Below are 20,994 nucleotides of genomic sequence, written 5' to 3'. Positions count from 1 at the left end.
CGTTCCGATCGCGATGGAAGAAAAGCTTCGCTTCGCAATCCGCGAAGGCGGCCGTACCGTCGGCGCTGGCATCGTTGCATCCATCGTCGAGTAATCTTCGGATTATTCCTTTATAAGAGGCCCCGCTGGAAACAGCGGGGCCTTTTCGCATTCGGAGGTATTGCATGAGCCTGATCATTCTGACCGGTGCTTCGGGCTCGGGAAAGACCGCGATCGCGCAGGCGATCGCCAAGGACCATGCCTATACATCAGCCGTCCATCATTTCGACAGTATCGGCGTGCCGTCGCTTGACGCCATGATCCGCGATCATGGTTCGCCCGAGGGCTGGCAGCGGGATAAGACCCTGGAATGGCTGGCGCGGCTTGCGCCACAGGTGCGGAAAGGTAGGGCGACTCTTCTCGAGGGGCAGATGCGGCCATCCTTCATCAAGGAGGCAGCGGCCGCCGCCGATATCGATGACTATCGCCTCATATTGGTCGATTGCGATGATGCAACGAGGACACATCGTTTGTCCGTCGAGCGAGGCCAGCCGGAACTTGCCGATGCGAATATGATGAACTGGGCGGCCTATCTGCGCCGCGAAGCCCAAGCATCCGGCCTTGAGATTCTCGACACCAGCCATCTTTCGCTCAAGCAGAGCGTGGATAAAGTGGTGAGGCACCTGCTCGATTAGCCCCGGGATATTGTCACCGTCCGGTGATATTTTTCGTCGATCCGAATTCGAGCTTCGCGCGGCGGACGATATCGGCAACGAAATCGCTCTTGCCGCCGGTATAGTGGTCCCAATCGCCATTGGCCTTTTCGGCCAGACGCCGTTTCAAGGTTGCATAATTCGCCGCACGTTCGGGATGGGCGCGCAGATAGTCGCGAAAGAGAAGGCGCTCCCGATGGGCCTCGCTATCGGGCAGGCAAAGATAAAGTCGTGTGCCGTAAGGCGTCTCATCCTTGGTGAAGGTCCAGCGGCCGGCGTCGTGCGGATTACCGTGAAAGCGATATCCGCCCTCCTTCAGGCGCTCCGTCGCGTCGAGCCTGTCCTCTTCCGAGAAAAGGACCGCATCGATATCGAGCTTCGGTTTGGCGCATAGTCCGGCAATGGCGGTGCTGCCGATATGATGGAACGTGGCGGGATGGCCAAGCAGCAGGCCAATCGCCTTGCTTCTGTTTTCGAAGAGAAGGGGCCATTGCGGATCATATTCGACAAGAGTGATCGGTCGCATCCCACTCATCTCCTTTCGTCGTTTTCGCCACGCGGCATATGCTTCACCGAGTCGTCCCCATTATTTTGACGGGAAAGCGTCAGCTCACCAAGCCGTGTCTTGCGAAATGGAAGCAAGGGCCTATGTATCGCTCGATTTTATCTGGAGGAGATTTCATGAAGAAACGTATTTTGTTCACGGGCGGCAGCGGCAAGGCTGGACGTCACACGGTTCCTTGGCTGGTCAATGCCGGCTATGAGGTCCACAATATCGATCTCGTGCCACTGAACAGCCCCGGCGTCACCAATCTGCAGGCCGATGTCACCGATGCGGGACAAGTTTATAATGTCCTCAGCATGCATCGCGATTTTCCGGATCTCGATCAAGGCAAGGGTGTGCAGCCTTTCGACGCTGTGGTGCATTTCGCCGCTATTCCCCGAATCCTGATCAAGCCCGACAACGAGACATTCCGCATCAACACGATGAGCACCTACAATGTCATCGAGGCGGCCGCGAAGCTTGGCATCAAGAAGATCATTGTCGCCTCCAGCGAGACGACCTATGGCGTCTGCTTTGCCGAAGGCCATCGCGACTTCCATCAGTTCCCGCTGGAAGAAGACTATGATGTCAATCCGATGGATTCCTACGGTCTGTCCAAGGTCGTGAATGAGAAGACGGCTCGGGCTTTCGCCGAGCGTTTCGGCATCGACATCTATGCGCTGCGCATCGGCAATGTCATCGAGCCGCATGAATATGAGCGGTTCCCCGAGTTTTTCGCCAACAGCGAAATCCGCAAGCGCATCGCCTGGAGCTACATCGACGCCCGCGATCTCGGCCAGATCGTCCATCTCTGCATCGAGAAGAGCGGCCTCGGCTTCCAGGTGTTCAATGCCGCCAACGACACGGTATCGGCCAATACGCCATCGCGAGAGCTGGCCGCCAAGCACTTTCCGAACGTCCCGTTCACGCGCGAGATCGGCGAATATGAGGGCTTGCTGTCCAATCGCAAGATCCGCGAGGTCCTGGGCTTCAAGGAAGAGCACGACTGGCGGAAATATGTGAAGGTCTGAGGCGTAAAGCCTAAGAAATACCCCGGGCGCCGCTCTCTGGCGCGCCCGGGAGAGGGACAAGCGGAAATCTCTCCATTTGTTACGCAGCATAACCAAAAATGCTTCCGCAAACACTCGACAAATATCCTTGTTTCTTTAAGTAGGATCAGGTTCGCGGCATCTCCCGTAGATTGCAGCGCGTCGTGCGGCGTATTCGGGCACATGTGTTGAACCCTCATCCCGCAGCCGATAGGCTTCATGCGATGAATTGAGCCTTGCTTGCGTCACGGCGAAAGATAATTTGCCGGCTGATTCAAAACAAACCAGCCGTTTCGGAGGTATCATGAAGGATAATGTTGCACGTATTTTCGTCGGGTTCGATTCCAAGGAGGTCGTGGCCTACCACGTCCTGACCCAGAGCATCATCGAACGCTCGTCTATTCCGGTGGTGTTCTCGCCGATCGTGCTCAATAATCTCGAGGGCATCTTCACGCGCGAGCGCAACCCGCTGCAATCGACCGAGTTTTCCTTCTCGCGCTTCCTCGTGCCTTACCTCAGCGATTACCAGGGCTGGAGCATCTTCATGGATTGCGACATGCTCGCGCGCGCCGATATTGCCGAGCTTTGGGCCTTGCGTGACGATCGCTATGCCGCCATGTGCGTCAAGCACGACTACCAGCCGAAGATCGAGACCAAATTCCTCGGGCAGACGCAGACGAAGTATGAAAAGAAGAACTGGTCGAGCATGATCCTGTTCAACAATGCCAAGTGCACGGCTTTGTCGAAGGATTTCGTCAATACGGCAACGGGCCTTCAGCTTCATCAGTTCAAGTGGCTGGAGAACGACGATCAGATCGGCGAGGTGCCGGTCGTCTGGAACTATCTCGTCAACGAATATGATTACCGCGACGATGCCAAGCTGGTGCATTTCACCGATGGCGGCCCCTATTTCGATGAATATCGCAACGACGATTACGCTGAAGAATGGTTCGCCATGCGCGACCGGATGCTGCACGTCCAACAGAAATGAAGGAATTAGACCAAAGAGCGTCAGGTGCCGTTGATGTGGGCCTTCCGGCTGCGGGTTCCGCAGCCGGCCTGACTGGCACCGACGAATGGCGCAGGGTGCTGGCGGGTTTCTCACATATCGTGCTGGTCGCCAACAGCGACGCGGTTGATATCGCAAGCCTGCAGACGCAGTTTCCTGAGACGGCGCTCTTCGTCTTCTTCAACAAGGTCTACAAGGTTCTGGATCGCCCGTTCCATGGACACTCGCTGCTAGTCTCGCGCGGCCAGCCGCGCGGCGCCAACATCGTCTATCGCGGCGAGGTGGGCGAGGTGGTCAAATTCTTTCCGAAGGAATATTTCCTCGGCATCATGAACATACGCCTCGGTCTGGAAGAGAAGCTCAATCCGGCCGCCGACTTCCAGGGCGCGCCGACCGGCCACCTCGACCTCGTGGGCTTCTGCTCGGATTTCTATACGGAAGGCAAGACGCCGACGAGCGGCTTTGCCATGGCGCTTTGGCTCAGCGATCTGAAATTGCCCGGCGCGATCGTGCTTGCCGGCTTCTCGGCCAGGCGCAGTCAGAAGTGGAGGGTGGTTTCCGCCCATGACTGGAGCTTCGAGCAGACCTTTCTTCGTCTCTTTGCCCGCCTTGGAAAGATCACCATCCATGGCGGGGTCGCGCTGAACCCCTATATCAGCCTTGCCCAGCGCTTCACGGAGGTGCCTCCGGCCGAAATTGCCTTGGCCGCAGCCGAAGTTTTGTCGGAGCGGCTCGGCAATGCCGATGCCGAAATAGACAAGCTGATCTCCCTGACCAATGTGATTCGCTCGGCGGATAACTTCATGCGCCGCCTCCGGCCGAAATTTCTCAAGCGCAAGCCGAAAGGTTCTCCCGGAGAGTAGTGAGGGTGAGGGGCATCCTTTCCGTAGCGTTCGCGGCGGCTTTGCCTGTCCGGCAGGTCTGTCCGCAGGGGCTGTCCCATGTGAAGTTGCAGGTCCGATTGGGAAAAAGCAAAAAACGCTCTTGCCAATCGTTTCATCCCGCCTTAAAGGGAGCGCCAAGTCTTCGAACTGCTCAAGCGGTCCACCGCTTGAAGTGAATATTCGAAGGAAGAAGGGGTATAGCTCAGTTGGTAGAGCGGCGGTCTCCAAAACCGCAGGTCGTAGGTTCGAGCCCTGCTGCCCCTGCCATTTTCCTTGATTTGACTGGCGCGTCGTTTCGCAGCTTCTCTGGTTGAGGGTTATGCCGGATTGTCGGCAAATTTTAGAAAGCACCGTATTGCCTCTTGTTAAATTGGGAATCGGTGTTTATGTAGAGTTCAACAGACACGCGGTGCGTGGGGCTGATAGTTTCAGCTTTACGCGCCGTAATTGCGTGGGCAGTCAATGGCATCCAAAACGAATCCACTAGCGTTTCTGCGGCAGGTGCGCTCCGAGACGTCGAAAATCACTTGGCCCTCGCGTCGCGAGACGATGATCTCGACGGTGATGGTGCTCGTCATGGTCGTTTTCGCCTCGCTGTTTTTCTTTGCTGCCGACCAGCTTATTGGCTGGATTCTCAGCTATGTGCTGAATACCGGCAACTGATATCGGGTGGAGATGAACATGGCGGCACGTTGGTACATCGTCCACGCTTATTCTAATTTCGAAAAGAAGGTGGCTGAATCCATTGAGGAGAAGGCCAGGCAGAAGGGTCTCGAGCATCTGTTCGAAAAGATCCTTGTGCCAACCGAAAAGGTTGTTGAAGTTCGTCGCGGCCGCAAGGTCGATAGCGAGCGCAAGTTCTTCCCGGGTTACGTGCTTGTGCGCGCCAACCTGACGGATGAAGCTTACCACCTGATCAAGAATACGCCGAAGGTCACTGGTTTCCTCGGCTCCGACAATAAGCCCGTTCCGATTCCGGATTATGAAGCCGAGCGTATTCTCGGCCAGGTCCAGGAAGGCGTCGAGCGGCCGAAGGCTTCCGTATCCTTCGAGATCGGCGAGCAGGTCCGCGTCTCCGATGGCCCGTTCGCTTCGTTCAACGGCACGGTTCAGGATGTGGACGAAGAGCGTTCGCGCCTGAAGGTGGAGGTGTCGATTTTCGGCCGTGCTACGCCGGTCGAGCTGGAATACAGCCAGGTCGAGAAGGTCTGATTGCGATTTCTACGAAAGGTTGGCCTGGCGGCTAGCCTTTCGTTCGAGTTTGGATGTAAGCAAATGCTTGCTTATGTCTCGCGGCCAAGCCGCAATCCGCGTGGAAGGGTAGGGTCTTAGCCGGACCTGGTGATCCGCACCACGCAACCGCAGCCGCCGGAGCGATCCGGCATAGTGGGCCGGGCAACCGGTCATATAGAAAGGCAGAGAGAAATGGCTAAGAAAGTTGCAGGCCAGCTCAAGCTGCAGGTCAAGGCCGGCTCGGCGAATCCGTCGCCGCCGATCGGTCCTGCGCTTGGTCAGCGTGGCATTAACATTATGGAATTCTGCAAGGCGTTCAATGCCGCCACGCAGGAAATGGAAAAGGGTATGCCGATCCCGGTCGTCATCACCTACTACCAGGACAAGTCCTTCACCTTCATCATGAAGCAGCCGCCGGTCAGCTACTTCCTGAAGAAGGAAGCCAAGATCCAGTCCGGTTCGAAGACCCCGGGTAAGGGTTCCAAGGCTGGTTCGCTCACCAAGGCTCAGATCAAGTCGATCGCCGAAGCCAAGATGAAGGATCTGAATGCGGCCGATATCGAAGGCGCAATGGCCATGATCGAGGGCTCTGCCCGCGCGATGGGCCTGGAAGTGGTGGGCTAAGATCATGGTAGCAAAGCGTATTCAGAAGATTCGTGAAGGCGTTGATCCGACCAAGCTTTATGCTCTGGATCTGGCCATCAACATGGTCAAGGAACGTGCCGTCGCCAAGTTCGACGAAACCGTCGAAATCTCGATGAACCTCGGCGTTGACCCGCGTCACGCCGACCAGATGGTTCGCGGCGTTGTTAACCTGCCGAACGGCACCGGCCGTACGGTTCGCGTTGCCGTCTTCGCTCGCGGCGCCAAGGCCGATGAAGCCAAGGCTGCTGGCGCAGACGTCGTCGGTGCTGAAGACCTGGTTGAAATCGTTCAGGGCGGCAAGATCGATTTCGATCGCTGCATCGCCACCCCGGACATGATGCCGCTCGTCGGCCGTCTCGGTAAGGTTCTCGGCCCGCGCGGCATGATGCCGAACCCGAAGGTTGGCACTGTTACGATGGACGTCAAGGGTGCCGTCGAAGCTTCCAAGGGCGGCGCTGTCGAGTTCCGCGTCGAGAAGGCTGGCATCGTCCATGCCGGTATCGGCAAGGCTTCGTTCGACGCCAAGGCTCTGGAAGAAAACATCCGCGCATTCGCTGATGCGGTCATCAAGGCGAAGCCGGCTGGTGCCAAGGGCAACTATGTCAAGCGCGTAGCGATCTCCTCGACCATGGGTCCGGGTGTCAAGATCGAGCCGTCGACGGTTACGGCGCCGAGCGCCTAATGATTATGCCGGGCGTTGTGCCCGGCGTTTAAGAATTCCCGGTCCTTCGGGGCCGGGATTTCCGGAGAAATCCGGAATTCCTGTCCGAGATTGCAGGTGGTTATCCCTTAATCACTCAAGCCTGCATGAGACGGGTAAGACCCGAATTTTGAAGAAGCTTTGCTTCGATGAACTCGGTTCGAGCCTTGGATGCCTTGTGCCTTGGAGCCGTCAGGCTCGAGCGCGAGGGGACAGGATCCTCAAGCGTCGCTTGGGATCTCATTGATCCCAGGAGGCAAAAGGCAACCCGGCAGGCCCGTTAATCCGGTCCTGTCAACTGGAGAAAAGCAGTGGAAAGAGCGGAAAAACGCGAATTCGTCACGGAACTGAACGAAGTCTTCAAGGCTTCTGGTTCGGTTGTCGTGGCCCACTATGCTGGTGCTACAGTCGCTCAGATGAACGATTTTCGTTCCAAGATGCGCGCTGCTGGCGGCACCGTCAAAGTCGCGAAGAACCGCCTGGCCAAAATTGCTCTTCAGGGCACGGATGCGGAAGGGATTTCCAATCTCTTCACCGGTCAGACGCTGATCGCATACAGCACTGATCCGATTACCGCTCCGAAGGTCGTCGTGGATTTCGCCAAGGGCAACGACAAGATCGTTGTCTTGGGCGGCGCCATGGGAACAACAACGCTCAACGCCGAAGGTGTAAAGTCGCTCGCGACCCTGCCTTCGCTGGACGAGCTGCGCGCGAAGCTGCTGGGCATGATCCAGACTCCGGCTACCCGCATCGCAGGTGTTGTTGCAGCGCCGGCAAGTCAGCTTGCTCGCGTGTTCTCGGCCTACGCCAAGAAGGACGAAGCCGCGTAAGGCGGTTTTTCGCTGTTCATAACCAACCAGTTCGAACCGAACAAAAGGAACTACAAAAATGGCTGATCTCGCAAAGATCGTAGACGACCTCTCCTCGCTGACCGTTCTCGAAGCCGCAGAACTGTCCAAGCTTCTCGAAGAAAAGTGGGGCGTTTCCGCCGCTGCTCCGGTAGCTGTTGCTGCCGTTGCCGGTGGTGCTGGCGGCGCTGCTGCAGCTGCTGAAGAAGAAAAGACCGAGTTCGACGTCGTCCTCACGGATGCCGGCGCGAACAAGATCAACGTCATCAAGGAAGTCCGCGCCATCACCGGCCTGGGCCTCAAGGAAGCCAAGGATCTCGTTGAAGCCGCTCCGAAGGCTGTCAAGGAAGCTGTTTCCAAGGCTGAAGCTGCTGACATCAAGAAGAAGCTCGAAGACGCCGGCGCTAAGGTCGACGTTAAGTAAGCTTGAAACTGCTTTGGGAGGTGGCTTTTTGCTACCTCCCATTTGCCGTTTTTCTGAACGAATTACCCAAAAGCCGCGGGCAAAACGGCTTTTGGGTAATGGGTTCTTCAAGAGGATGGTCTCAAACCGAACCGCGACGCAATCCGGCTGAGCGGTTTTCGGTTAGATAGACGAGATTGAACTACTCATTGATTGATGGGGTCGCCTGGCCAGCGATTCCCGTCCGTTGCAGGCCCGGGTGCAGGATTTTAAAGGAGCGACGATGGCTCAGACCCTTTCGTTCAACGGTCGCAGGCGCGTACGCAAGTTTTTTGGTAAGATTCCCGAAGTCGCAGAGATGCCGAACCTCATCGAGGTTCAAAAGGCGTCCTACGATCAGTTTCTCATGGTCGAAGAACCCAAGGGCGGCCGCCCGGACGAAGGTCTTCAGGCCGTCTTCAAGTCGGTTTTCCCGATCACCGACTTCTCCGGCGCTTCCATGCTGGAGTTCGTTTCCTATGAATTCGAGCCGCCGAAGTTCGACGTCGACGAGTGCCGCCAGCGCGACCTGACCTATGCAGCGCCGCTGAAGGTGACCCTCCGTCTGATCGTGTTCGATATCGACGAGGATACGGGCGCGAAGTCCATCAAGGACATCAAGGAACAGAGCGTCTACATGGGCGACATGCCGCTCATGACGAACAACGGTACGTTCATCGTGAACGGCACCGAGCGCGTGATCGTGTCGCAGATGCACCGTTCGCCGGGCGTCTTCTTCGATCACGACAAGGGCAAGAGCCATTCTTCCGGCAAGCTGCTCTTTGCCGCTCGCGTCATTCCGTATCGCGGTTCCTGGCTTGACATCGAATTCGACGCCAAGGACATCGTCTACGCCCGTATCGACCGTCGCCGCAAGATTCCGGTGACGTCGCTGCTGATGGCACTCGGCATGGACGGCGAAGAAATCCTGTCGACGTTCTACACGAAGTCGCTTTATAAGCGCTCCGGCGATGGCTGGCGCATCCCCTTCAAGGCGGAAACGCTGAAGGGCGCCAAGACCGTTACAGACATGATCGACGCCGACACCGGCGAGGTCGTGGTCGAAGGCGGCAAGAAGCTCACGCCGCGCCTGCTGCGTCAGTTGCAGGACAAGGGCCTCAAGGCTCTGAAGGCGACCGACGAAGAGCTATACGGACTGTTCCTGGCAGAAGACATCGTCAACTTCCAGACCGGCGAGATCTATCTCGAAGCCGGCGACGAAATCGACGAGAAGACCCTGCCTGTTATCCTGAAGGCCGGCTTCGACGAGATCCCGATCCTCGGCATCGACCACATCAATGTCGGCGCCTACATCCGTAATACGCTGTCGGCTGACAAGAACGAGAACCGCCAGGACGCTCTGTTTGACATCTACCGCGTCATGCGTCCGGGTGAGCCGCCGACCATGGAATCGGCCGAAGCCATGTTCAACTCGCTGTTCTTCGATGCGGAGCGTTACGATCTCTCCGCTGTCGGCCGCGTGAAGATGAACATGCGCCTGGACCTCGATGTCGAAGACACCGTTCGCATCCTGCGCAAGGACGACATCCTGGCCGTAGTCAAGATGCTTGTCGAGCTGCGTGACGGCAAGGGCGAGATCGACGACATCGACAACCTCGGCAACCGCCGCGTCCGTTCGGTCGGCGAGCTGATGGAAAATCAGTATCGTCTGGGTCTGCTGCGCATGGAGCGTGCGATCAAGGAACGCATGTCCTCGATCGAAATCGACACGGTCATGCCGCAGGATCTGATCAACGCAAAGCCGGCTGCTGCTGCCGTCCGCGAATTCTTCGGCTCCTCGCAGCTGTCGCAGTTCATGGACCAGGTGAACCCGCTTTCGGAAATCACCCACAAGCGCCGTCTTTCGGCTCTCGGCCCGGGCGGTCTGACCCGCGAACGCGCCGGCTTCGAAGTCCGCGACGTTCATCCGACGCACTACGGTCGTATTTGCCCGATCGAAACGCCGGAAGGTCCGAACATTGGTCTTATCAACTCGCTGGCGACCTTTGCCCGCGTCAACAAGTACGGCTTCATCGAAAGCCCTTATCGCCGTATCATCGACGGTAAGGTGACCAACGACGTGCTCTACCTCTCCGCCATGGAAGAGGCGAAGTACTACGTTGCTCAGGCCAATGCCGAGCTCGACGCCGACGGCTCCTTCATCGAGGAATTCGTCGTTTGCCGTCATGCCGGCGAAGTCATGCTCGCTCCGCGCGACAACATCAACCTGATGGACGTCTCGCCGAAGCAGCTGGTTTCGGTTGCTGCCGCTCTGATCCCGTTCCTGGAAAACGACGACGCCAACCGCGCTCTCATGGGCTCGAACATGCAGCGTCAGGCCGTGCCGCTTCTGCGTGCCGAAGCCCCGTTCGTCGGTACCGGCATGGAGCCGGTCGTCGCGCGTGACTCCGGTGCTGCCATCGGCGCCCGCCGCGGCGGCGTGGTCGACCAGGTCGACGCAACGCGTATCGTTATCCGCGCCACCGAAGACCTCGATCCGTCGAAGTCCGGCGTCGATATCTACCGCCTGATGAAGTTCCAGCGTTCGAACCAGAACACCTGCGTCAACCAGCGTCCGCTGGTCACCGTCGGTGACGTGGTCAACAAGGGCGACATCCTGGCAGACGGTCCGTCGACCGACCTCGGCGATCTGGCTCTTGGCCGCAACGTGCTCGTCGCGTTCATGCCGTGGAACGGCTATAACTACGAAGACTCGATCCTGCTCTCCGAGCGTATCGTTGCCGACGACGTGTTCACCTCCATCCACATCGAAGAATTCGAAGTGATGGCGCGCGACACCAAGCTCGGTCCGGAAGAAATCACCCGCGACATTCCGAACGTTTCGGAAGAAGCGCTGAAGAACCTGGACGAAGCCGGCATCGTTTACATCGGCGCCGAAGTTCAGCCGGGCGATATCCTCGTCGGCAAGATCACGCCGAAGGGTGAAAGCCCGATGACGCCGGAAGAAAAGCTTCTGCGCGCCATTTTCGGTGAAAAGGCATCGGACGTTCGCGATACCTCCATGCGCATGCCGCCCGGCACCTACGGTACGGTCGTCGAAGTTCGCGTCTTCAACCGTCACGGCGTCGAAAAGGACGAACGTGCCATGGCGATCGAGCGCGAAGAGATCGAACGCCTTGCCAAGGACCGCGACGACGAACAGGCGATCCTCGACCGTAACGTCTACGGCCGTCTGGTCGAGATGCTGCGCGGTCAGGTTGCTCTTGCTGGTCCGAAGGGCTTCAAGAAGGGCACGGAACTGTCGAACGCCGTCGTTTCCGAGTATCCGCGTTCGCAGTGGTGGATGTTTGCCGTCGAGGACGAAAAGGTCCAGAGCGAGCTTGAAGCCCTGCGTGGCCAGTACGACGAATCCAAGTCGCGCCTCGAACAGCGCTTCATGGACAAGGTCGAAAAGGTCCAGCGCGGCGACGAAATGCCTCCGGGCGTCATGAAGATGGTCAAGGTCTTCGTCGCTGTGAAGCGCAAGATCCAGCCGGGCGACAAGATGGCAGGCCGTCACGGGAACAAGGGCGTGGTCTCGCGCATTGTTCCGGTCGAGGACATGCCGTTCCTGGAAGACGGTACGCATGTTGATATCGTGCTGAACCCGCTGGGCGTTCCCTCGCGTATGAACGTCGGTCAGATTCTCGAAACGCACCTTGGCTGGGCTTGCGCCGGCATGGGTCGTCAGATCGGCGAACTGATCGAAGCCTACAAGGCGAGCGGCAACATCGAGCCTCTGCGCAAGACGATCGATCTGGTCGTCGGCGACGGTCCGAAGAGCGACGACGTTCACGAGTATGACGATGCGTCGGTGCTGCGTCTGGCCGATCAATGGAAGCGTGGCGTGTCCATCGCGACCCCGGTCTTCGACGGCGCTGGCGAAGCTGACGTCAACCACATGCTGGCAATGGCGGGTCTCAAGCAGACCGGTCAGTCGACGCTGTACGACGGTCGTACCGGCGAGCAGTTCGACCGCCAGGTCACGGTTGGCTACATCTACATGCTGAAGCTGAACCACCTTGTCGACGACAAGATCCATGCCCGTTCGATCGGTCCGTACTCGCTCGTTACCCAGCAGCCGCTGGGCGGTAAGGCGCAGTTCGGCGGCCAGCGCTTCGGCGAAATGGAAGTCTGGGCGCTCGAAGCTTATGGTGCAGCCTACACGCTGCAGGAAATGCTCACGGTCAAGTCGGACGACGTGGCCGGCCGCACCAAGGTCTATGAAGCCATCGTTCGTGGCGACGACACCTTCGAGGCGGGCATTCCGGAAAGCTTCAACGTTCTCGTCAAGGAAATGCGCTCGCTGGGCCTCAGCGTCGAACTGGAAAACTCCAAGGTCGACGATCTGCAGACGGCAAGCCAGCTTCCGGACGCAGCCGAGTAATAGTCTGCGGGTGCGCGCTGCCAGTCAGCGCGCACCGCTTGGAATATTGCAGCGCCGTTGGCGTCCCTTCGGATGCATGGCGCCGCAAGGCGGTTTTAAAGCGTCAGTCCGGTTCCCGGGATTTGCCGGCACTGTTCGCAATTCGAGGGCGTTTCGCCCCTAAAGGAGATAGGCATGAACCAAGAGGTCATGAATCTTTTCAATCCGCAGGTGCCTGCGCAGAATTTCGATTCCATCCGGATTTCGATTGCGTCGCCGGAGAAGATTCTTTCCTGGTCTTATGGCGAGATCAAGAAGCCGGAAACGATCAACTATCGTACGTTCAAGCCGGAACGCGATGGTCTTTTCTGCGCACGAATCTTTGGACCGATCAAGGACTACGAATGCTTGTGCGGCAAGTACAAGCGCATGAAGTACAAGGGCATCATCTGCGAAAAGTGCGGCGTCGAAGTCACGCTGTCGCGCGTTCGCCGTGAGCGCATGGGCCATATCGAGCTCGCCGCTCCCGTTGCCCACATCTGGTTCCTGAAGTCGCTGCCTTCGCGCATTTCGACGCTGCTCGACATGACGCTGAAGGATGTGGAGCGCGTGCTCTACTTCGAAAACTACATCGTCACCGAGCCGGGCCTGACTGCTCTTAAGGAGCACCAGCTTCTCTCGGAAGAAGAGTATATGCTCGCCGTCGACGAGTATGGCGAAGACCAGTTCACCGCCATGATCGGCGCTGAAGCGATCTACGAGATGCTGGCCAGCATGAACCTCGAAAAGATCGCCGGCGACCTGCGTTCCGAGCTTGCCGACACCACGTCGGATCTCAAGCAGAAGAAACTCATGAAGCGCCTGAAGATCGTCGAGAACTTCATGGAGTCAGGCAACCGTCCGGAATGGATGATCATGAAGGTCGTCCCGGTCATCCCGCCGGACCTGCGCCCGCTGGTTCCGCTGGATGGCGGCCGTTTCGCGACATCGGATCTGAACGATCTGTATCGCCGCGTCATCAACCGTAACAACCGTCTGAAGCGCCTCATCGAACTGCGCGCTCCGGGCATCATCATCCGCAACGAAAAGCGCATGCTGCAGGAATCTGTCGATGCGCTGTTCGACAACGGCCGTCGTGGCCGCGTCATTACCGGCGCCAACAAGCGCCCGTTGAAGTCGCTGTCCGACATGCTCAAGGGCAAACAGGGCCGCTTCCGCCAGAACCTGCTTGGCAAGCGCGTCGACTATTCCGGCCGTTCGGTTATCGTGACCGGTCCGGAACTCAAGCTGCACCAGTGCGGTCTGCCGAAGAAGATGGCGCTCGAGCTGTTCAAGCCGTTCATCTATGCCCGCCTCGACGCGAAGGGTTATTCCTCGACCGTCAAGCAGGCCAAGAAGCTGGTCGAAAAGGAAAAGCCGGAAGTCTGGGATATCCTGGACGAGGTCATCCGCGAGCATCCGGTTCTCCTGAACCGCGCACCGACGCTGCACCGCCTGGGCATCCAGGCCTTCGAACCCACGCTGGTCGAAGGCAAGGCCATCCAGCTGCACCCGCTAGTCTGCACGGCCTTCAATGCCGACTTCGACGGTGACCAGATGGCCGTTCACGTGCCGCTCTCGCTGGAAGCCCAGCTGGAAGCCCGCGTGCTGATGATGTCGACCAACAACATTCTGCACCCGGCAAACGGCGCGCCGATCATCGTTCCCTCGCAGGACATGGTTCTCGGCCTGTACTATCTGTCGATCCTGAACCAGAACGAACCGGGCGAAGGCATGGCCTTCTCCGATCTCGGTGAGTTGCATCACGCGCTTGAAAATAAGGTCGTGACGCTGCACTCGAAGATCCGTGGCCGCTTCAAGTCGATCGGCGAAGATGGCAAGCCCTATTCGAAGATCTATGAAACGACCCCCGGCCGTCTGCTGATCGGTGAACTCCTGCCGAAGCATGGCAAGGTGACCTTCGACATCTGCAACCAGGAAATGACCAAGAAGAACATCTCTAAGATGATCGACACGGTCTACCGTCATTGCGGCCAGAAGGACACGGTCATTTTCTGCGACCGCATCATGCAGCTCGGCTTCTCGCATGCCTGCCGCGCCGGCATTTCGTTCGGCAAGGACGACATGGTCATTCCGGATACCAAGGTTAAGATCGTCGGCGATACCGAAGCGCTCGTGAAGGAATACGAGCAGCAGTACAACGACGGTCTCATCACCCAGGGCGAAAAGTACAACAAGGTTGTCGACGCCTGGGGTAAGGCCACGGAGAAGGTCGCCGAAGAAATGATGGCCCGCATTAAGGCCGTTGAATTCGACGAGAAGACCGGTCGCCAGAAGCCGATGAACTCGATCTACATGATGAGCCACTCTGGTGCCCGTGGTTCGCCGAACCAGATGCGCCAGCTGGGCGGCATGCGCGGCCTCATGGCCAAGCCGTCGGGCGAAATCATCGAGACGCCGATCATCTCGAACTTCAAGGAAGGCCTAACCGTTAACGAGTACTTCAACTCGACGCACGGTGCCCGTAAGGGTCTGGCCGACACCGCCTTGAAGACCGCGAACTCCGGTTACCTGACCCGCCGTCTCGTCGACGTCGCGCAGGATTGCATCGTCACGCACGTCGATTGCGGTACCGAAAACGGCCTCACCATGACCGCCATCGTCGATGCCGGTCAGGTCGTCGCCTCGCTCGGCGCCCGCATCCTCGGCCGTACGGCCCTGGACGACATCGATCATCCGGTCACGGGTGAGCGCATCGTCGACGCCGGCAAGATGATCCTGGAACCGGATGTCATCGAGATCGAGAAGGCTGGTATCCAGTCGATCCGCATCCGTTCGGCCCTGACCTGCGAAATCCAGACGGGCGTATGCTCGGTCTGCTACGGTCGTGACCTTGCTCGCGGTACGCCTGTCAACATCGGTGAAGCTGTCGGCGTCATCGCCGCTCAGTCGATCGGTGAGCCGGGCACCCAGCTGACCATGCGTACCTTCCACTTGGGCGGCACGGCGACCGTGGTCGACCAGTCGTTCCTGGAAGCTTCGTATGAAGGCACGGTTCAGATCAAGAACCGCAACATGTTGCGCAACTCCGATGGCAACCTGGTTGCCATGGGCCGCAACATGACGGTCCAGATCCTGGACGAACGTGGTGTCGAACGCTCCTCGCAGCGCGTCGCTTACGGCTCGAAGCTGTATGTCGACGACGGCGACAAGGTGAAGCGCGGTCAGCGTCTGGCGGAGTGGGACCCCTATACCCGTCCGATGATGACGGAAGTGGCCGGTACGGTTCACTTCGAAGATGTCGTCGACGGTCTCTCGGTTCTCGAAGCGACGGACGAATCCACCGGTATCACCAAGCGTCAGGTTATCGACTGGCGCTCGACGCCGCGCGGCTCTGATCTGAAGCCGGCGATCGTCATCAAGGACGCCAGCGGCAATATTGCCAAGCTGTCGCGTGGTGGCGAAGCCCGCTTCCTTCTCTCGGTCGACGCGATCCTGTCGGTCGAGCCGGGTACGAAGGTGTCGCAGGGTGACGTTCTCGCACGTTCGCCGCTGGAAAGCGCTAAGACCAAGGACATTACCGGTGGTCTGCCGCGCGTTGCCGAACTGTTCGAAGCTCGTCGTCCGAAGGACCACGCCATCATCGCAGAGATCGATGGTACGATCCGCCTCGGCCGCGACTACAAGAACAAGCGTCGCGTCATCATCGAGCCGGCGGAAGACGGTGTCGAGCCGGTCGAATACCTGATCCCGAAGGGCAAGCCCTTCCACCTTCAGGAAGGCGACTATATCGAAAAGGGTGATTACATCCTCGACGGTAACCCGGCTCCGCACGACATCCTGGCGATCAAGGGCGTGGAAGCTCTGGCTTCCTACCTGGTCAACGAAATCCAGGAAGTCTACCGCTTGCAGGGCGTTGTCATCAACGACAAGCACATCGAGGTGATTGTCCGTCAGATGCTGCAGAAGGTGGAAATCACCGATGCGGGCGACAGCCAGTACATCGTCGGCGACAACGTCGACCGTATCGAGCTGGACGACAACAACGATCGCCTGATCGAAGAAGGCAAGAAGCCTGCTTATGGCGATCCGGTTCTGCTTGGGATCACCAAGGCATCGCTGCAGACGCCGTCCTTCATCTCGGCCGCATCCTTCCAGGAAACGACGAAGGTGCTCACCGAAGCTGCAATCGCCGGTAAGACCGACGGTCTGCAGGGCCTGAAGGAAAACGTCATCGTCGGCCGCCTCATCCCGGCCGGTACGGGCGGTACCATGACGCAGATCCGCCGTATAGCTACGGCCCGCGACGAGCTCATCCTTGAAGAGCGCCGCAAGGGCACGGATGCCGGCGTCGCAACACCGATGCTGCAGGATCTCGCCAGCGAGAACAGCCCGGCCGAATAAACCGGTAGCGAATGTGAAAAATCAAAACCGCCCGGAGCGATCCGGGCGGTTTCTTTTTATGCGATGATAAAATCGATGAGGCGAGGGGAGGCCGCCTCCGCTGGCGGTCGGCCAATCAGCGAAAGCGGATAATCGCGACTTCACCTTCGAGCGCGCCTTGGTAGGCGGAGGCATGCGGCTCTTCGTCTGGTATATCCGTCAAGAGCCCGATCTGGTCGAGATCGGCCTCGATGAAGCCTTCCTCGGCCAGCGCGTTCAGCGCCTCGCGCACGGCGGTATCGTCGTCAGGCGCTTTCAGCATGACATGCAAGTCGATGCCTTCGCCGCCATCGGTCTCGTAGCCCTTGCCGATGATGATGAAGACCATGGGACCGTCTGAATTGTTGTCGTTGTCTGGCGCAGTAATCATGGATCTTCCTTCGGGAGTATCGAATCGACCCGGCGATTCCTTTTTGCCGCGCGGGTCCGTCGGATGGAAATATTCTTCCGTGATTCCTTATAGGGATTTTGTCGAAATACCAAAGTCCATCTTGCGGAAGGGGCGGCATTTCCGTATCCAATGCGCCAAATGGCTGGTTTGCCCGGGGTTTCAGGGCTTTATGACAAAGATAATTTCTTAACCGGCCTTGACGAACCGGCGGGAAACCAGTAGTACCGCCGCCATCGGAACCCATGTGAGGCATGGCTGTTCGGGGCGACGCGCCCTGGAGTTCACCTCAAACAAGGTTCTAAACGCACGTTGAAGACACGAATGCTGCACGCACGACGCCACTTTTGGTGTCCTCTGCTTTTCTGTGGTCCATCTGCGAGAGCGGATCGGGCCACGTTTTGCGCATTGAGACGAACGTGTGTCGGTGCCGGTGACGGCGAAAGTCATGCCCGTAAGGGTGTCGAGATAGATTTACAAGGGATGGTTGAATGCCTACCGTAAACCAGCTGATCCGCAAGCCTCGCCAGGCGCAGGTAAAGCGTAACAAGGTTCCCGCTCTTCAGGAGAACCCGCAGAAGCGCGGCGTTTGCACCCGCGTCTACACCACGACGCCGAAGAAGCCGAACTCGGCTCTGCGTAAGGTCGCAAAGATCCGCCTGACCAACGGCTTCGAAGTCATTGGTTACATCCCCGGTGAAGGTCACAACCTTCAGGAACACTCCGTCGTCATGATCCGTGGCGGCCGCGTTAAAGACCTTCCGGGTGTTCGCTACCACATCATCCGCGGCGTTCTCGATACCCAGGGTGTCAAGAACCGCAAGCAGCGCCGTTCGAAGTACGGTGCAAAGCGTCCGAAGTAATTCGGATTTTTAGATAATCCGGCGCTGCGCGAGGTTCTCCGCGTGGTGAAGCGTCGCAAAAGTTGAGAGACGAGAAGTTATATGTCCAGACGTCACAGAGCAGAAAAGCGCGAGATCAACCCGGACCCGAAGTTCGGCGATCTGGTCGTAACCAAGTTCATGAATGCCATCATGCTCGATGGCAAGAAGTCCGTAGCTGAAAACATCGTATATGGCGCGTTTGACGCCGTGCAGGGCAAGGCAAAGCAGGAGCCGCTCGGCGTGTTCCATCAAGCTTTGGATAACATCGCTCCGCACGTTGAAGTCCGCTCGCGCCGCGTTGGTGGTGCTACGTACCAGGTTCCGGTCGATGTGCGTCCTGAGCGCCGTCAGGCTCTGGCCATCCGCTGGCTGATCACCGCTGCTCGCAAGCGTAACGAGACGACCATGGTCGATCGTCTCTGCGGCGAACTTCTCGATGCCTCCAACAACCGCGGCGCTGCCGTCAAGAAGCGCGAAGACACGCACAAGATGGCTGATGCCAACCGTGCGTTCTCGCATTATCGCTGGTAATCCCGAACGGTTTCGGAAAGGCAGTCCATTATGGCTCGCGAATATAAAATCGAAGACTACCGCAATTTCGGTATCATGGCGCATATCGACGCCGGCAAGACCACGACCACCGAGCGTATTCTTTACTACACCGGCAAGTCGCACAAGATCGGCGAAGTGCACGACGGCGCAGCCACCATGGACTGGATGGAGCAGGAGCAGGAGCGTGGCATCACGATCACTTCCGCTGCTACGACCACCTTCTGGAAGGGCCGCGACGGCAAGACCCGCCGCTTCAACATCATCGACACCCCCGGCCACGTCGACTTCACCATCGAAGTCGAGCGTTCGCTGCGCGTTCTCGACGGTGCCATCGCTTTGCTCGACGCCAATGCCGGCGTTGAGCCACAGACGGAAACCGTATGGCGTCAGGCTGAGAAGTATCATGTTCCGCGCATGATCTTCTGCAACAAGATGGACAAGACCGGCGCTGACTTCTATCGTTCGGTCGAGATGATCAAGACCCGCCTTGGCGCGACGGCTGTTGTCATGCAGCTGCCGATCGGTGCTGAAACCGAATTCAAGGGCGTCGTCGACCTGATCGAGATGAATGCTCTCATCTGGCGCGACGAATCGCTCGGCGCTCAGTGGGACGTCGTCGAAATCCCGGAAGACATGAAGGCCAAGGCTGCTGAATACCGCGAAAAGCTGATCGAGACCGTTGTCGAGATCGACGAAGCCGCGACAGAAGCCTACCTCGAAGGCAATCTGCCTGACAACGATCAGATCCGCGCGCTCGTCCGTCGCGGCACGATCGACGTCAAGTTCCATCCGATGTTCTGTGGCACCGCCTTCAAGAACAAGGGTGTTCAGCCGTTGCTCGACGCCGTTGTCGATTACCTGCCGTCGCCGCTCGACATTCCGGCGATCAAGGGCATCGACTTCAAGACGGAAGCCGAAATCGAACGTCACGCCGACGACAGCGAGCCGTTGTCCATGCTGGCATTCAAGATCATGAACGACCCCTTCGTCGGTTCGCTCACCTTCGCCCGCATCTACTCCGGCAAGCTCGAAAAAGGCGCATCGGTCATCAACACGGTCAAGGACAAGCGCGAGCGCGTCGGCCGTATGCTGCAGATGCACTCGAACTCGCGTGAAGACATCGAAGAAGCCTTTGCTGGCGACATCGTTGCTCTGGCCGGCCTCAAGGAAACCACGACTGGCGATACGCTCTGCGATCCGCTGAAGCCGGTTATCCTTGAACGCATGGAATTCCCCGAGCCGGTCATCCAGATCGCGATCGAACCGAAGACCAAGGGCGACCAGGAAAAGATGGGCCTCGCGCTCAACCGTCTGGCTGCTGAAGATCCGTCCTTCCGCGTGAAGACGGACCAGGAATCGGGTCAGACCATCATTGCCGGCATGGGTGAACTTCACCTCGACATCATCGTCGACCGCATGCGTCGTGAATTCAAGGTTGAAGCGACTGTCGGTGCGCCGCAGGTTGCTTACCGCGAAACCATCACACGCCAGACGGAAAAGGACTACACTCACAAGAAGCAGTCGGGTGGTACCGGTCAGTTCGCTCGCGTCAAGATCGTGTTCGAACCGAACCCGGACGGCGACGATTTCAAGTTCGAGTCCAAGATCGTCGGCGGTTCTGTTCCGAAGGAATACATCCCGGGTGTTCAGAAGGGTATCGAAAGCGTCCTGTCTTCTGGTCCGCTGGCTGGCTTCCCGATGCTCGGTGTCAAGGCGACGCTCATCGACGGCGCCTTCCACGATGTTGACTCGTCGGTTCTGGCCTTCGAAATCGCTTCCCGCGCTTGCTTCCGTGAAGCAGCCCGCGAAGCTGGTGCCCAGCTCCTCGAGCCGATGATGAAGGTCGAAGTCGTGACGCCGGAAGATTACGTCGGCGACGTCATCGGCGACCTGAACTCGCGTCGTGGCCAGATCCAGGGCCAGGAAAGCCGCGGTATCGCTGTTGTCATCAACGCGAATGTCCCGCTGGCGAACATGTTCAAGTACGTCGATAACCTGCGCTCGATGTCTCAGGGCCGTGCACAGTACACGATGACCTTCGATCATTACGCGCCGGTTCCGTCGAACGTCGCACAGGAAATCCAGGCAAAGTATTCCGGTCAGAAGTGACCGGAATACCAATTGACCGATAACAAGAATTGATCCCTCAGGGGACAGGAAAACGGAGAGCCGAAAATGGCAAAGAGTAAGTTTGAGCGCAATAAGCCGCACGTTAACATCGGTACGATCGGTCACGTTGACCACGGCAAGACGTCCTTGACGGCAGCGATCACGAAGTACTTCGGCGAGTTCAAGGCGTACGACCAGATCGACGC

The 20,994-nt window shown here is 58.3% G+C and carries 18 protein-coding genes, 1 tRNA gene and 1 pseudogene; 18 read left to right on the top strand and 2 right to left on the bottom strand.

Features of this window, described 5'->3' with window-relative positions; translation table 11 throughout:
- Positions 1-94, top strand: a pseudogene (locus tag FHX05_RS29620) (elongation factor Tu); the annotation flags it as partial.
- A gap of 70 nt (positions 95-164) precedes the next feature.
- Complete coding sequence (locus FHX05_RS29615; protein ID WP_183876395.1) at positions 165-674, top strand: AAA family ATPase; 510 nt, start codon at positions 165-167, stop codon at positions 672-674.
- 13 nt (positions 675-687) lie between these two features.
- Here FHX05_RS29615 and FHX05_RS29610 read toward each other — a convergent pair whose 3' ends face one another.
- Positions 688-1,218, bottom strand: coding sequence for a GrpB family protein (locus FHX05_RS29610; protein ID WP_183876393.1), 531 nt, complete (start codon positions 1,216-1,218; stop codon positions 688-690).
- A 155-nt stretch (positions 1,219-1,373) separates the two neighbouring features.
- On the opposite strand from FHX05_RS29610, the gene FHX05_RS29605 reads away from it, so the two are divergent.
- From FHX05_RS29605 to rpoC, 12 genes are all read left to right on the top strand, one after another.
- Positions 1,374-2,267 carry an NAD(P)-dependent oxidoreductase gene (locus tag FHX05_RS29605; RefSeq protein WP_183876391.1) on the top strand — a complete coding sequence of 298 codons (894 nt, stop codon included), beginning with the start codon at positions 1,374-1,376 and terminating at the stop codon, positions 2,265-2,267.
- Between the two features lie 322 nt (positions 2,268-2,589).
- A complete protein-coding gene (locus tag FHX05_RS29600; protein WP_112337473.1) occupies positions 2,590-3,276 on the top strand; it encodes a glycosyltransferase in 687 nt (228 codons plus the stop codon).
- A gap of 35 nt (positions 3,277-3,311) precedes the next feature.
- Entirely contained in the window at positions 3,312-4,157 is an 846-nt protein-coding gene (locus tag FHX05_RS29595; RefSeq protein ID WP_183876389.1) for a 3-deoxy-manno-octulosonate cytidylyltransferase, read from the top strand.
- 212 nt (positions 4,158-4,369) lie between these two features.
- Positions 4,370-4,445 (top strand) — tRNA-Trp (locus FHX05_RS29590).
- Between the two features lie 195 nt (positions 4,446-4,640).
- Positions 4,641-4,841: a preprotein translocase subunit SecE gene (secE, locus tag FHX05_RS29585; RefSeq protein WP_069614841.1), complete on the top strand. Its 201-nt coding sequence runs from the start codon at positions 4,641-4,643 to the stop codon at positions 4,839-4,841.
- 18 nt (positions 4,842-4,859) lie between these two features.
- On the top strand, positions 4,860-5,390 hold the full coding sequence (gene nusG, locus FHX05_RS29580) for a transcription termination/antitermination protein NusG (RefSeq protein ID WP_004123460.1): 531 nt from the start codon (positions 4,860-4,862) through the stop codon (positions 5,388-5,390).
- A 213-nt stretch (positions 5,391-5,603) separates the two neighbouring features.
- Positions 5,604-6,035 carry a 50S ribosomal protein L11 gene (gene rplK, locus FHX05_RS29575; RefSeq protein ID WP_112337471.1) on the top strand — a complete coding sequence of 144 codons (432 nt, stop codon included), beginning with the start codon at positions 5,604-5,606 and terminating at the stop codon, positions 6,033-6,035.
- 4 nt (positions 6,036-6,039) lie between these two features.
- Positions 6,040-6,738, top strand: coding sequence for a 50S ribosomal protein L1 (gene rplA, locus FHX05_RS29570; protein ID WP_069614843.1), 699 nt, complete (start codon positions 6,040-6,042; stop codon positions 6,736-6,738).
- Positions 6,739-7,067: 329 nt separating this feature from the next.
- Positions 7,068-7,586 (top strand): 50S ribosomal protein L10, encoded by a 519-nt coding sequence (rplJ, locus tag FHX05_RS29565; RefSeq protein WP_004123444.1) that lies wholly within the window; start codon positions 7,068-7,070, stop codon positions 7,584-7,586.
- A 58-nt stretch (positions 7,587-7,644) separates the two neighbouring features.
- Positions 7,645-8,028 (top strand): 50S ribosomal protein L7/L12, encoded by a 384-nt coding sequence (gene rplL, locus FHX05_RS29560; RefSeq protein ID WP_183876387.1) that lies wholly within the window; start codon positions 7,645-7,647, stop codon positions 8,026-8,028.
- 262 nt (positions 8,029-8,290) lie between these two features.
- On the top strand, positions 8,291-12,433 hold the full coding sequence (gene rpoB / locus FHX05_RS29555) for a DNA-directed RNA polymerase subunit beta (protein ID WP_112413189.1): 4,143 nt from the start codon (positions 8,291-8,293) through the stop codon (positions 12,431-12,433).
- 174 nt (positions 12,434-12,607) lie between these two features.
- Positions 12,608-16,816 (top strand): DNA-directed RNA polymerase subunit beta', encoded by a 4,209-nt coding sequence (gene rpoC, locus FHX05_RS29550; protein ID WP_015339595.1) that lies wholly within the window; start codon positions 12,608-12,610, stop codon positions 16,814-16,816.
- A gap of 115 nt (positions 16,817-16,931) precedes the next feature.
- Here the strand turns inward: rpoC and FHX05_RS29545 are convergent, their stop codons facing one another.
- On the bottom strand, positions 16,932-17,225 hold the full coding sequence (locus tag FHX05_RS29545) for a hypothetical protein (protein ID WP_004123433.1): 294 nt from the start codon (positions 17,223-17,225) through the stop codon (positions 16,932-16,934).
- Between the two features lie 509 nt (positions 17,226-17,734).
- Here FHX05_RS29545 and rpsL point away from each other — a divergent pair.
- The 4 genes from rpsL to FHX05_RS29525 all read left to right on the top strand — a co-directional run.
- Complete coding sequence (rpsL, locus tag FHX05_RS29540) at positions 17,735-18,106, top strand: 30S ribosomal protein S12 (protein WP_003507760.1); 372 nt, start codon at positions 17,735-17,737, stop codon at positions 18,104-18,106.
- A gap of 81 nt (positions 18,107-18,187) precedes the next feature.
- The gene (gene rpsG, locus FHX05_RS29535) at positions 18,188-18,658 is read left to right on the top strand and encodes a 30S ribosomal protein S7 (protein ID WP_015339596.1); all 471 of its coding nucleotides are present in this window, start codon (positions 18,188-18,190) and stop codon (positions 18,656-18,658) included.
- Between the two features lie 30 nt (positions 18,659-18,688).
- Positions 18,689-20,788: an elongation factor G gene (fusA, locus tag FHX05_RS29530; RefSeq protein WP_112337467.1), complete on the top strand. Its 2,100-nt coding sequence runs from the start codon at positions 18,689-18,691 to the stop codon at positions 20,786-20,788.
- A gap of 66 nt (positions 20,789-20,854) precedes the next feature.
- Positions 20,855-20,994, top strand: a 140-nt coding sequence (locus tag FHX05_RS29525; protein WP_234836486.1) for a GTP-binding protein, incomplete at its 3' end; no start/stop codon positions are given.

Source organism: Rhizobium sp. BK491, from assembly GCF_014194925.1.
In the GTDB taxonomy this organism is placed as follows: Bacteria; Pseudomonadota; Alphaproteobacteria; order Rhizobiales; family Rhizobiaceae; genus Rhizobium.
Note: the sequence above shows the minus strand (reverse complement) of the source record. Positions and strands in the feature narration are given on the sequence as shown.

Bases quoted from the DNA above. Each gene is read 5' to 3' on its own strand.
- FHX05_RS29615 (WP_183876395.1), top strand. From the start codon at position 165: ATGAGCCTGATCATTCTGACCGGTGCTTCGGGCTCGGGAAAGACCGCG.
- FHX05_RS29610 (WP_183876393.1), bottom strand. From the start codon at position 1,218: ATGCGACCGATCACTCTTGTCGAATATGATCCGCAATGGCCCCTTCTC.
- FHX05_RS29605 (WP_183876391.1), top strand. From the start codon at position 1,374: ATGAAGAAACGTATTTTGTTCACGGGCGGCAGCGGCAAGGCTGGACGT.
- FHX05_RS29600 (WP_112337473.1), top strand. From the start codon at position 2,590: ATGAAGGATAATGTTGCACGTATTTTCGTCGGGTTCGATTCCAAGGAG.
- secE (WP_069614841.1), top strand. From the start codon at position 4,641: ATGGCATCCAAAACGAATCCACTAGCGTTTCTGCGGCAGGTGCGCTCC.
- nusG (WP_004123460.1), top strand. From the start codon at position 4,860: ATGGCGGCACGTTGGTACATCGTCCACGCTTATTCTAATTTCGAAAAG.
- rplK (WP_112337471.1), top strand. From the start codon at position 5,604: ATGGCTAAGAAAGTTGCAGGCCAGCTCAAGCTGCAGGTCAAGGCCGGC.
- rplA (WP_069614843.1), top strand. From the start codon at position 6,040: ATGGTAGCAAAGCGTATTCAGAAGATTCGTGAAGGCGTTGATCCGACC.
- rplL (WP_183876387.1), top strand. From the start codon at position 7,645: ATGGCTGATCTCGCAAAGATCGTAGACGACCTCTCCTCGCTGACCGTT.
- rpoB (WP_112413189.1), top strand. From the start codon at position 8,291: ATGGCTCAGACCCTTTCGTTCAACGGTCGCAGGCGCGTACGCAAGTTT.
- rpoC (WP_015339595.1), top strand. From the start codon at position 12,608: ATGAACCAAGAGGTCATGAATCTTTTCAATCCGCAGGTGCCTGCGCAG.
- FHX05_RS29545 (WP_004123433.1), bottom strand. From the start codon at position 17,225: ATGATTACTGCGCCAGACAACGACAACAATTCAGACGGTCCCATGGTC.
- rpsL (WP_003507760.1), top strand. From the start codon at position 17,735: ATGCCTACCGTAAACCAGCTGATCCGCAAGCCTCGCCAGGCGCAGGTA.
- rpsG (WP_015339596.1), top strand. From the start codon at position 18,188: ATGTCCAGACGTCACAGAGCAGAAAAGCGCGAGATCAACCCGGACCCG.
- fusA (WP_112337467.1), top strand. From the start codon at position 18,689: ATGGCTCGCGAATATAAAATCGAAGACTACCGCAATTTCGGTATCATG.